Origin of the sequence: Bacteroides celer (genome assembly GCF_002632415.2) — a bacterium.
Taxonomy (GTDB): domain Bacteria; phylum Bacteroidota; class Bacteroidia; order Bacteroidales; family Bacteroidaceae; genus Bacteroides.
Window position 1 is genome coordinate 4,881,247 of sequence record NZ_CP178209.1, and the last position, 13,304, is coordinate 4,894,550.

Genomic DNA, 13,304 nt, shown 5'->3' on the forward strand with positions numbered 1-13,304 from the left:
TTATAGTTTTTATAACGGTGAATTAAAATGCTACATTAAGACCGAACGTAAACGTTCTCGGACGCGGATAGGTGAAGAATTGGCGGTTAGCCCCCCATTTGTTGTCACCTAAACGAGATGAGTTATCCGGATCGTATCCGTTATAGTCCTTAGAAGTAATCAGGAATGCGTTATTCACATTCGCATACAAACGCAATGAAGACAGACCGATCTTCTTAATCAGTGTCGGATTGAAGGTATACCCGAGCTGAATCATGTTACAACGCAAATAAGAACCATTGCAAACCCAGTCATCATCTGCCTGGTTATTAGCTCCCTGACCAAAGTTATTCAGACGAATTGCCTGTTCTTTACCCGACGGATTGAGAGTTGGATGCCATGCTTCCTTATAAAGACGGTCTATACCGTTAGTCAGGAAACGGGCTACAGTTGAGTGATAATATTCTTGCATCACGTCTACCCCCCATGTAAACTGGAAGTCTAAAGTCAAATCGAAACCTTTATAATTGAAGGTATTGATAAATGAGCCCATCCAGTCTGGTAATCCGTTACCGATAATTTCGCGTTTCTTATAAGTTACCTTTTCACCGATAGTGGAAGGTATGTTCATTGTCTCCGGATCCCAGTTAGACGGAATACCATCGTAAATACCGGCACGCTTATAACCATAGAAAGAAGAAAGCTCTTCACCTTCACGGATCAACATATCGTAACCCACAAAACCATCGGTTGTAATCTGACGCTTACCGGTGACAGGATCAACAGATGCACTTTCATCCAGTTTCTCTACACGGTTTTTGTTGAAACCTAAATTAAGAGTGGAAGTCCACTGGAAATCATGTGTCTGAATAGGATATGCTGTAACCAGAATATCTACACCACGATTGGAAACGGCTCCAATATTATCCATAATGGAAGAGTAACCTGTGGATTCAGGAACCGGACGGTCGAGCAACAAATCTGAAGTATATTTATAATAATAGGAAATATCGAAATTCAGTCTGTTATTGAATAAACCCAACTCGAATCCTAAGTCCCACTGTCCAGTCTTTTCCCATTTCAAGTCAGGATTAGGCATATTATCCAGATAAGACACAACGTGCAAAGCATCACCAATAATCGTATTTGACTGGCTCACCGTGGCTAATGACTTATAAGTACCGATTTCCGAGTTACCTGTCACACCGTAAGAAGTATGCAATTTTAGTTTGCTAATCAATGAGTTGTCTTTCAAGAAGTCTTCATTAGAAATCATCCAGCCCAAACCTACTGACGGAAAAAATGCATATTTATTGTTCTGTCCGAATTTGGAAGAGCCATCATAACGACCGGTTACGGTAGCCATATACTTGTTGTCATAAGAATACGCTAGACGCAAGAAATAAGAATTCATTGCCCACTTGTCGTAATCACTGCCAACAGAAGGACGATTCGTTCCGGAACCTAAATTATAATATCCGTAGAAGTCATCAATATACTTACTGTCGGAAGCTTCGAATTTGGTATAATTATACTCTTGCCAAGACATACCCGCCATTGCATTAATGTGATGTTTGTTTATATCTTTCACATAAGTCAAATAGGTTTCTTCCTGCCAATACAAAGAGTTGGAGTTATTTGCAGAAGCTGCTCCCTCGGAACTTTGATTAATCATCGGACGCGGAGTGAACGGTGTATAGTTAGCATCACGATTATTGTGGTAGTCGATACCGAACTGGGTCTTCAAATCCAATCCTTTCATGAGATGGAAAGTCAAAGCAGCATTACCAAAAATCTGCGTACGATATTGCATAGCCTGCATCCGTTCGAGCAACTCAACGGGATTACCTACACCTTCCGGGCTGAATCCTTGTTTTCCGCTATTAGGATCAGTCTGATTATTGAGAATAGAGCTCGTATTAATAATGTTCGTCTGCGTATATTCACCATCCAGCTTAACCGGTAAGAAAGGCAACTGTTCGATCATTGTACGCAATGCGCCTTGTCCGTAAGGGTTATCAGAAGTTCTATTACCCCAAGTATGATTTACTAATAAATTAACGGAAGTAGACAGCCAATCAGTCGGTTTGTCATCATACGCCAGTTTTGCATTGATACGTTTGAAGTAAGAATTCAACAAAATACCCTGTTGATCGGTATAATTGATAAATGCTCCGATAGAAGATCCTTCTCCTGTACGTTGGATACTGATCTGATGGTTATGAGAGATGGCAGTGCGGGATGCTTCATCCTGCCAGTTGGTATTATATTTCGGAGAACCGTCTGCATTGAACAAACGTTCGTCTGTGAATATCTGTGACAGATCAGTTGTGAAGTTCTTGCCTTGAAATTCGTTGGCATTTTCCAATCCCTGCTTGAAGGTAGACATCCATTCGTTAGCATCCATTACGTCTATTTTTCTAGCCATCTTACCGATAGACAATGAACCATCATAGGAAACATGAACTCCTTTTCCTGCATTACCGCGCTTGGTAGTCACCATGATAACACCATTCGCACCACGGGCACCATAGATAGCAGCAGAGGAAGCATCTTTCAATACTTCGATAGATTCGATATCATTCGGATTAAGCAATTCGAAGTTTGACATCACGACTCCATCGACTACATACAGCGGTGAAGCCGACGCGTTGATAGTAGAAATACCACGAATGATGACACGTGATTCTCCACCCGGCTGACCGGTATTAGAGAAGATATTCACACCGGCCACTTTACCCTTCAATCCGTCAAGCGCATTGAATGATTGTGCTTTCAGCATGTCTTTACCTTTGGCTGTGGAAATGGAACCCGTCAAGTCTGATTTGCGCATGGTACCATAACCTACAACGACTACTTCGTCCAGTGCTTTCGTATCCGATTGCAGAACTACGTTCAGAACATTGCTCTTTAATTCCGAGACTTTAAATTCTTGTGTGATATAACCAATATACGAAAATACCAAGGTGGCATTGGAAGGAACAGAGAGGGTGTATTTACCGTTAATGTCAGTGATTGTTCCAGTACTGCCGTTTTTGACTTTCACCGTACCACTGATAACCGCCTCTCCTTGATCATCGGTTACCGTACCGGAGATTGATTTTACAGATTGAGCATTCATGCCCAAACTCAACATCATACCTATTACAAATAAGGTAAGATACTTTAGTTTTTCATTCATAATTCCTTTAAATTTGATTAGTAATAAGGTTAATTCCCTTTAAAAAGATTGTTGCAAATAAAGGCTATTCGAATAAAAGTCCAATGCTCTACCTTGCCAAAAAAACGGCAAAATAAAGGCATATATTTAAAGCACAGAATGGTAAATTAGAGCACAGATTAACACACTAATAATCAACACAATAAAATCAACAAAAGGGATTTAGAGCACAAGGTTGTGACAAATAAATAATAATGTTTCCCAATCAATCACCTATACGAAAGAATTTAGCCTGACAATCAGCATACCTTTCGCTGTTCCCGATAATCTTTCGGTGTCATCCCGAACCGACGGGTAAATTCTTTATAAAAATAAGACCGGCTGGAAATTCCGACCTCCATAATAACATCTTGAATAGAAAGTTCTTCATCAAGTAACAGGCGGGCTGCCTTTTCCATACGGTAACTCTTTATTAAATCACCGGGAGCAGTATTGGAGATTTCCTTGAATTTACGATAGAACTGACGGGAACTCATTGCCATACGATCAGCTATCAACGTTGAGCCTAGTTCTTCCTTGTCCAGGTTTTCTTCAATCACCTTTAACAATTTGCGAATAAAATCAGCTTGTTCGGTAGTTGTACAGATAATCTGTCCCGCCAAATCTCCCAGTTCCTCCATATATATCTGCTTCGCTTCCCGCTTTCCATAAATAGCATTATGGACAACTTCCCGCAAGAATAATATATCATAAGGAAGTACAATATAAGAATCAGACCACAAGACCAATTCCCGCTGAATGGCCGAACCAACTTTCCAGGTTAACAATGGAATAAAAGCTGTCTTTGAAAGCAGAGTACGATTCCGGCTAACATACTCCATAAAAGTACTTTCAGCATTGGCATACATTGTCATATCCACTAATAATAGAGCCGGAGCCGACCGGCGAATTTCGTCAAAAGCAAGCTGCACACTCTTTACTTGATGAACCACGTATTCATCAGCCAGGAAATTACTAATCAACCAAGTCATTTCATCTCTGTCTTCCAACAAAAGCACAGTTTTCTTCCCTTGTTCACCTGCCACTGTCAAGACCGCCGGTTCAAAGATAATCGTCAACCGACTACCACTCCCATCATTATCATAACGAAGAACGGCATGAATACGTTCCAAAGCTGACCGTACAAAACCTAAAAGTAAATGCACAGCAAACACATGATCGGAATCTTTCTCCGTCACTGAAGAAGCTTTATCTGAAAGATATTCATACAACGCTTTCGCAGTAGCATCTTTAGAAGAAAAATGTAGCTGCATCTTACCATCCTGTTCTGACATTTCTACTATTACGCCATGAGTACCCTTCATTTCAGTAATCCGGAGATAGCAGCAATAAAGAATACTGTATAACGCATTCTTGTAAACTGGAAATGTTAAGTGTTCCGGAATCATTGACGATATAGAAGAATGATCAATCCCTTGTTCTTCCAACGTACGCAACACCTCTTGAGAAACTCCCTGTATACTCATACGCGCAGAAACAATAAACCGATCCGGAAAGAATTGTTTAAGTTCTTCCAAAAACAGAGCGTCAGGATTAAGAAGTGCGCTCATCACAGTTTCGCGTATCAGTGACACTTTCTCAAGACATTGCTCATAAGAAAGATTCTCTGCACGCAATTGGTCACAATAATTATAAATAAGAGTAAAATCTTCAAGCATCCTACGGTTTGTATATACAGTCTCGGATTTCCGGCAACTTTCTGTCCCCATCAGTGTTTTCATCATCCGTTCCTGAAGGTAGTTTTTACGTAGCAAATATATCACGTACCCTAACAACAACAAAAAAATGATCAAATAAACAAAATAAGCCGCCACCGATCGATACCAGGGAGAAAGGATATATACCGGAATAGAAAAATGCCGATATTCTGTATCAAATACATCCCTCTTATAGCGTACCTTAAAGATATAATCACCTGCCGGCACTCCTGTATATGAGGCTTCATTAATACTACTAAAAGAGGTCCAATCCTTATCATATCCTTCCAACTGGTAAGAATATTCTATATCTTCTCCTGATAAAAAATCCGGAACAACAAAAGAAAGTGCAAATGAAACCTCCGTCCCCTTCAACTGTAATGCCTTACCATCGTCTGTATAGTAATCTCCATCCCCCTGAACCACTTGCGTATGTTCAACAGTCAACTTACGTAACAAAATATCCGGATAAAATTCCGGAGCAGCCTGCACCTCTTTATCCAGATAAAGCAACCCGTCAATCCCACCGAAAAAAAGCTCCTGTGTATATGGACACATGTAATAAGCATCATCGCTAAACTCACCGATTTGAACACCTGCACTGTAAAAGTAGGCATGTGATGAGCCATTTATCGGATTATATTTAATCAGCCCCCGATTCGTACCAAGCCATAAGAGTCCGTTCTCATCTTCAAGTACACCATGAATCATATCATTGAGCAAACCTTGCTCCCGTCCGATATAGGTAGCTTTCATCTGTTTTCCATTAGAATTCAGACATACCAATCCTGATGTTGTCCCTACATATAACAACCCTTCTTTGGTCCGATACAGGCTGAGCACATCGTCTACCGACTTATGAAGCATTTCTTTCAAAGAAATCACTTTATATTCTTCAGTCCGCTTATCGAACCGTACGAGTCCTTTCTCCCGACTGCCAAGCCACAAAATAGAATCCCCCTCGGGCAGCATTGGATAGAACATCGTAATTTCCCGCTGACCGTGAAAAAAATGATAACTTTTCTGCGACTTGAAACGAATGGTACCTGCCTGCTTCTCAAGTATTAATTTATGAAAACCGGAACCGGCTGTCACCACATAAAGTACACTATCATTTTCCTCATAAATGCCATGTATCTCAGTGGGTTGTGCCGGCAGATTCTCCACAGAATGCAAAGCTTTGTCTTCAAAAGAATAGTAAAATAGTCCCGGATCTCCAGATCCTATCCAAAAGCCATCCATATAACGGCTTTGAACCAATTTATAAACGGGAAATTCTTTATTCCATCGTATATAAGACACAACATTTTGCTTTCCTTCAGGAGAGTAAACTGTAACGGCAGAAGCCTCCTCATTCTCACGATAATCCGGTATATGCAGCAGTCCATCACCTTTCGTCCCGAACCATAGTCCACCACTATCGTCTGTCATAACAGAACGTACCTGCCTGCTTAAGTTAGATGACAGTTGATTGAGCATCAAATTGGTGGCAATAGAATATTTCTTAGCATACATAATCGTTCCTTGTCCGTCCGAAGCAACCCATAAGACATTCTGATGAGGATCTCGATAAATACTATATATACGTACATTCCGGTCGACCACTTCTTCTTTATATTTTTGTGAAGTACGGAGACGGACTAACCCATTCGTTCGAAAACCAATAATAATATCTTCATAGAAAAGGGCTATTCCTGCAATAGTTCCATTCTTCTGCACTAATGAAGAAAGGTTACGAATATAAATTTTAGATTGTCGGGAAATATCATAAACATAAAGATCATGCTCACTATCGATAAAACAAAGAACGCCATTCTGATAAAAGACATCTTCAATAGGTTTCGCATGAAAATCAGTAGATGAAACAGTTGAATGAATTGATAATGTGTCACAATCAAAAGCATCCTGCGAAACCTGTAACAGCTCCCCTGTTTGTTGAGTGAAAATCCACAAAACACCATCATCCGTTACGAATGCCCGTTTATCCATATCTTCTACGGGTACTTTCAGATTCTTAATCTGTACAAATCGTTTATAAGATGTATTATAGTAGAAAATTCCACCATGACTCACCACCCATGTGTTTCCTTTAGAATTGGAATGTAGATAATAATCATCTGTAAAGTCATAATATCCGACAACTTGCCGCGAATCCTGTGAAAGACGATTGATACCCAAATGTGTAGAAATCCACAAACAATTATTATCTGCCTGCTGAATAGAATGGATTACATTATTACTCAAAGCTTTGGGGGCTGAAAAATCAGAACGAAAAACTTCCATGTTTCGGCCATCATAACAATTGACACCATCGTATGTACCAAACCACATCAACCCTGTATTGTCTTGAAAAAGACAAAGCACAGCACTATTGGATAATCCTTGCTGATAATCTACTTTCCGGAAGATATATGAATCTTTACCGCCATCTGCTTGACAGACCAATGAATAAATCAATAAAACAAAAGACAAAATCAAGCGTATTTTCATTGTGTTAATCATTAATATCATCTATTAAATATCAGGCAATCGCTTATATGTTCTGTTTCGTAGTGCGAAAGAAAATAGCCATTAATAATCGATGTCTTTAATTCTCTTTACACAAAGATACGTTTTTATACGGAAAATGCAACTCTATTTTATCAAGTACCTCTATTTTTCAGCAACTACTTCACTACTAATTCGCACAATCCAAGGATTCCGCCTCTTTCATTCTTGCCAATTCCCATCCGCGAAACAGCCAATCTTTGCCTCTGTCTCACCACCCCACACCGGAAAAAATGAGTAGATTACTAGTAATACTTGTACTGTTTGCATGCTCTTTGATTTGTTAGTTCCTTCCTAGTCTCAACAGAAGTGTATATACAAAAGAAGCTCTAAGTTTGCAGTTAATAGATAAGAGGTCGGAAATTTATTTTAAAAAAGTCAAGCGAGACGAATAATTACCTCCGCATCTTATCAGGAAAATATCAGTCTTATTATCTTTGTTGTATTAAGATAAAGACTGATAGGCGGGAAGAGGACACCATAAAAGAGAAAGCACTTGAGGCTAGCCCACGTAACGGCCTCTCTCCGCCAAGCTGCAAAGCTCCGATAGAATATCAAGGTTGCGAGCCTATTTAGAGTTTAGAGTTCAAACAGCTTTTACCAGTCTTAGAAAAGTACAGCAAAAATATGAAAAAATTATTTATTGGAATTGATTTTTCAAAGGAGAAACTTGACGCGACGATAATTCTCGCATGTGGAATGAACGAAATAGGCTCCCGTGAGTATGGGTGTTTCCCAAATAACACTACGGGCTACCGCAAGTTATGTAATTGGGTTAAAACAAACGCTTGGAATACAATTGCTGAGGAATGGCTATTCTGTGGAGAAGACACAGGTTCATGTAGTATAGGACTGAGCAAATGGCTTTACGGAAAAGGCTATGACATATGGATTGAGAACGCTTACGCCATAAAACATAGCAGTGGTATCCAGCGTGTGAAAAACGATAAGGCGGACTCAGCAATCATTGCTGAATACGCATGGAGGCAACAGGACAAGGTTGTACCCTTTGAACCATTGAATGAATCCCTTGCGCAACTAAGGGAGATTTTCCTCTATAGGCATAAGCTAGTTGGGCAAAGAGTGGCAATGGAATTACGAAAAGAGGACAAATCACAATCAAACAAGTCAAAAGCAATATCCTTCATCAACCGCAAGAGCAAACACCTTATTGCGGAGATAAACAAAACAATTGCCGAATGCGATAAGGCCATTGATAGCATAATAGAGGCGGATGAGGAACTGAAAGAAAATTATGCTATTATAACCTCAATAAAAGGCGTAGCCAGGCAAAACGCAACCTGTATGTTGGTCTACACAAACAACTTCAAAAAATTCGGATATGACCCAAGAAAGATTGCATGCTATTATGGAGTTGCCCCCTTTGGTAAACAATCCGGAACGAGTGTAAATACACCTGCTCATACAAGCCATTTCGCCAATAAACTTATTAAATCATTATTAGGACAAGCAGCTCATATAGCCAAAATATATAATCCCGAAATTAGAGATTACTATCAAAGACTGATTAGTAAGGGAAAGAAGCCTCAAGTGGCTTTAAATAATGTCAAGAACAAACTCATAAGAATCATAGTGGCATTAGTCAGGAAGAAAGTACCATATGATCAAAATACATACAAATATTATGAAGAACGAGAAGTTATAGAAAGGAAAAAGAACGAGAAGTTAATTTATTGTTAAACGGAATAAGAGATTAGGATATTAGCATAGAATACGTGAGACCGCTAAACTTATATCCAAGTGCAGGTTCTGGACTACCTCTGTGTTGAATATAAGCAAAAACAGCTCACGCCCTTGACTGTATATCAGCACCTAAGTGCAGCATACAAACCAAAGGGAGAACGTTTTGTTTATTTCCTCAACACAGCTCGAATTGTCCAGATTCGCACTTGAGAAAAAGCACTAAACGCTTCCTTATAATAAAGACGTCCTAAAGGACAGTACAAATATACTACAATTTTTCTTTAATTGTGCTTTTCATATATCAAATCTACATATCCAAGCCGTTTGTTTTTCATTGATATAAGACCTATAAAACTTTGTATATCAATCGATATTCTTGTGTCATATCTATTCTAACGAAGCAGAGAAGTAAGCTATATTGATTACTTCTTCTCAATACCGCTTACTTCTCATACAATCTATTAATAGAAAAGTTGCTCTTGATTAAGTCCAAACTTTCTTTTTATTAACAGTAAAGTTGCTTTTCATCCGTTCCAATCTATAAATGCAACCTTCATTTATAAAAACAAAGGTTCCGTTTTTAAAAACAAAGCTTGCATTTATAAAAATGAAGCTTGCATTTTAAGTTTGTAAATAATAAAAGAGAAGTTTACTATTAGACGAAAGGAAGTTTAGACTTAATCAAAAGAAACTTTATTGTTAATACTCAAGGAGGAGAATAACTATTATTCAGTTGGATATCATCCTAATAAAAAAAGTCTCGTATATCATGTGAAACAGCTCATTCAGCTATCTTTATGATATACGAGACTCCAATGTTATAAACAAGATCCTATTCTACAGGATATTATTTTGCTAATTCGTTAATTACATCCATAATTTTCTGACCGATTTCTTCGGCAGCTTCCATGGTAGACGCTTCGCTATATACGCGGATGATTGGCTCTGTATTACTTTTACGCAAATGTACCCATTTGTCGGCAAAGTCAATCTTCACACCATCGATATCGTTGATTTCTTCATTCTTATAGATTTCCTTTACTTTTGCAAGGATAGCATCTACATCGATCTCCGGAGTCAGGTCGACACGGTTCTTAGCTATGAAGTAAGGAGGATAAGTGGCACGAAGCTCGCTAACTTTCTTTCCTTCATGAGCCAGATGGCTAAGGAATAAAGCAATACCTACCAATGCATCACGGCCATAGTGGCTGGCAGGATAGATCACTCCACCATTTCCTTCACCACCGATAACGGCATTGGTTGCTTTCATCTTCGTTACAACGTTTACTTCGCCTACTGCAGAAGCACTGTATTCCATACCATATTTACGGGTTACGTCACGCAGGGCACGGGTAGAGCTCAAATTGGAAACTGTATTACCCGGAGTATGTTTCAGTACATAGTCAGCCACAGTAACCAGTGTATATTCCTCACCGTACATTACACCATTTTCGCAGATCATTGCCAAACGGTCAACGTCCGGGTCTACAACGAATGCTACATCTGCTTTGCCCCCTTTCATCAGGTTCATGATGTCACCGAGGTTCTTTTCAAGCGGTTCGGGATTGTGTTGGAAATTTCCGGTAGGTTCACAGTAGAGTTTTTCTACATGTTTCACACCCAAACGTTCAAGAAGTTCAGGGAGAATGATACCGCCTACAGAATTCACACAGTCAATCGCTACACGGAAATTGGCTTTCTTAATAGCTTCTACATCTACCAGGTCGAGAGCCAATACACTGTCGATATGTTTCTGATTATAAGTCAGGTCTTTGCGGTAAGATCCCAGATGGTCGACATCGGCATAGTCAAATTCTTCAGCTTCAGCAATACGAAGTACTTCGTTGCCTTCGGCTGCATTCAGAAATTCACCATGTTCATTCAGCAATTTTAGTGCGTTCCACTGTTTCGGGTTATGAGAAGCTGTCAGGATAATACCGCCACAGGCACCTTCCATTGTTACAGCAAGTTCTGTGGTCGGGGTAGAAGCAAGATCAATGTCTACTACATCCCAGCCCATTCCCATCAATGTGCCGACTACTACGTTTTTTACCATTTCACCGGAAATGCGGGCATCACGTCCCACAACAATCTTATTACTCTTTGCCTTGCAGGTTCTACGAATCAAAGTAGCATAAGCCGAGGTAAATTTTACAATGTCAAGCGGGTTTAGTCCTTCTCCCGCTCCTCCGCCGATAGTTCCGCGGATTCCAGAGATAGATTTGATTAGAGTCATAGGTCTTTACTTAAAGATTTGATTTATTTAATGTTAGTGGTCTAGCTTTTTGCTTTCTCAAACTTCCGGATATCATAGAAATAAGGATTGACATATTGTTGTGCAGTTGTATGTCCCATCTTAGAAGGTACAATCAGGCGTACATGTGCATTATTACGCAAATAAGGTAAGGCAATCAGCCATCCAGATGGAATTGCAGTTCCATAACCATTAGCAACTGTCCACAAATAGTCATAATCAAAATCACCAGATAAAACGATTCCATAAACAGTAGATGTGTTTTGCACATAACGGAATGTTAATGGAGACTTATAATATTCAGAGATATCCATCCATTTTTCCAAAGGAACATTGAAACATGTAGTATCTCCTGTCATCATATCCTGTTCTACATAGCGGGTGCAAATGACATTATTGTTAGCAAAAGTATCTACCTCATTAATAACTTCAACTCCATCCTTATCCTCTTTTCCTCCCCGATCTACGATCTGCATATATACGCCATTGGAGAAAGCAACGTATTCGTCATATCCATTCCCCGCTTCTTTAGAAGCTGTAATAGTATCCCGTTCAAACTCTTCCAGTGAAATGACACGGATATCATTATCTTTGATGAACTTATTCACCGCATTTTTCTCGTCTTCCAGCATTTCTGCATAAGTCTTCGAATTGTCGCATGCCTGGAACAGACTTCCGGCGGTTAACAAAGAGAGAAATAAAAATACAAGTTTCTTCATTATCTGTTATTTAGCTATATTCCGCACAAATGTATCTCAAAATCATTAAAAGTTGAAAGGGGGAAGTTGAAAGTTCGTATCTTTTAACCTTTCCATATTCACTTTTAACCTTCCATCTTTAGCTTTTCGCTGTTAGTAAAGGTTTATATTTCTCAAGCGCTTTCTCAAAGACCGCTTTTGCCTCTTCCATCGTTCCGAAAAATTCACCGCCCGAAGCATTCAAGTGGCCTCCTCCATGGAAGAATTCGGCAGCTAACTGATTGCATGGGAAGGTTCCTACTGAACGAAGGGATATTTTAATCATCGGTTTCTCGGTATCTTCCCTCAAGAAGCAAGAGAAACAGACATTTTTAATGGAAAGGGGAATATTAACAAAGCCTTCGCTATCGCCTTTTATATAGTTAAATTTGCTTTGCTCTGCTTTTGTCAGGGTGATTAGAGCCGAATTAGATTCCGAATACACAGTCATGTTCGATAATACATATCCCATCAAACGTAAACGGCTCTCCGAATAGGTGTTGTACACCTTACGATAAATATCATCTTTATCGATTCCTTTAGAAAGGAGTTCGCTAATGATAAAATAAATCTCCCGGTTGTTCGAGTTATAGGTGAACCCACCGGTATCTGTCATCATCCCTGTGTAGATACATTCTGCGCCTTCCTTAGAGATATCACTGAAATATCCCATACGGCAGATGAGACGGAATATCAGTTCGGAAGTAGAAGATATTTTGGGATAGGACATTACTATCTTACAGAAATCTTCGGGATACAAATGATGATCGATCATTATTTTACGTGCCGGAGAAGCGGCCACAGCATCTGCCATATCGTCGATACGCTTCAGTGCATTGAAATCGAGGCAACAGATGACGTCTGCTTCGGCGATCAATTTATCTGCAAAGTCTTTGTAACGGTCATACAACAGGATATCCTTACTGCCCGGCATCCACCGCAGAAAATCGGGAAAAGCATTCGGCACAATTACGTTTACTGTTTTCTCTTGTGAATCTAAAAAATGATATAATCCCAATGAAGAACCGATAGCATCGCCGTCAGGAGAAACATGAGATACAATTACTATTTTGTCAGCTCGTTCAAACCATTTGGTAAAATGGTCTATTTTGGCTTGTTCAATTACTTTCGTCAACATACTCTTATACTTTATCAAGGTGCAAATG

The 13,304-nt window shown here is 39.4% G+C and carries 6 protein-coding genes; 1 reads left to right on the top strand and 5 read right to left on the bottom strand.

The features are described from left to right. Nucleotides 1-22: 22 nt before the first annotated feature. Complete coding sequence (locus CJF29_RS19815) at nt 23-3,160, bottom strand: SusC/RagA family TonB-linked outer membrane protein (RefSeq protein WP_008641991.1); 3,138 nt, start codon at nt 3,158-3,160, stop codon at nt 23-25. Nucleotides 3,161-3,438: 278 nt separating this feature from the next. Next, nucleotides 3,439-7,398 (bottom strand): helix-turn-helix domain-containing protein, encoded by a 3,960-nt coding sequence (locus CJF29_RS19820; RefSeq protein WP_099146491.1) that lies wholly within the window; start codon nt 7,396-7,398, stop codon nt 3,439-3,441. Between the two features lie 672 nt (nt 7,399-8,070). Here CJF29_RS19820 and CJF29_RS19825 point away from each other — a divergent pair. Next, complete coding sequence (locus CJF29_RS19825) at nt 8,071-9,144, top strand: IS110 family transposase (protein ID WP_008645115.1); 1,074 nt, start codon at nt 8,071-8,073, stop codon at nt 9,142-9,144. An 850-nt stretch (nt 9,145-9,994) separates the two neighbouring features. On the opposite strand, the gene glmM is transcribed toward CJF29_RS19825, so the two are convergent. From glmM to CJF29_RS19840, 3 genes are all read right to left on the bottom strand, one after another. Further along, nucleotides 9,995-11,383 (bottom strand): phosphoglucosamine mutase, encoded by a 1,389-nt coding sequence (gene glmM, locus CJF29_RS19830; protein ID WP_004305440.1) that lies wholly within the window; start codon nt 11,381-11,383, stop codon nt 9,995-9,997. 41 nt (nt 11,384-11,424) lie between these two features. Then, on the bottom strand, nt 11,425-12,120 hold the full coding sequence (locus CJF29_RS19835; RefSeq protein WP_009000313.1) for a DUF4827 domain-containing protein: 696 nt from the start codon (nt 12,118-12,120) through the stop codon (nt 11,425-11,427). A 118-nt stretch (nt 12,121-12,238) separates the two neighbouring features. Then, a complete protein-coding gene (locus CJF29_RS19840) occupies nt 12,239-13,276 on the bottom strand; it encodes a DHH family phosphoesterase (protein ID WP_004297310.1) in 1,038 nt (345 codons plus the stop codon). Nucleotides 13,277-13,304: the final 28 nt, after the last annotated feature.

Excerpts from the sequence above, each read along its gene's own strand:
- CJF29_RS19815 (WP_008641991.1), bottom strand. The coding sequence starts at position 3,160 with ATGAATGAAAAACTAAAGTATCTTACCTTATTTGTAATAGGTATGATG.
- CJF29_RS19820 (WP_099146491.1), bottom strand. The coding sequence starts at position 7,398 with ATGATTAACACAATGAAAATACGCTTGATTTTGTCTTTTGTTTTATTG.
- CJF29_RS19825 (WP_008645115.1), top strand. The coding sequence starts at position 8,071 with ATGAAAAAATTATTTATTGGAATTGATTTTTCAAAGGAGAAACTTGAC.
- CJF29_RS19840 (WP_004297310.1), bottom strand. The coding sequence starts at position 13,276 with ATGTTGACGAAAGTAATTGAACAAGCCAAAATAGACCATTTTACCAAA.
- CJF29_RS19835 (WP_009000313.1), bottom strand. The coding sequence starts at position 12,120 with ATGAAGAAACTTGTATTTTTATTTCTCTCTTTGTTAACCGCCGGAAGT.
- glmM (WP_004305440.1), bottom strand. The coding sequence starts at position 11,383 with ATGACTCTAATCAAATCTATCTCTGGAATCCGCGGAACTATCGGCGGA.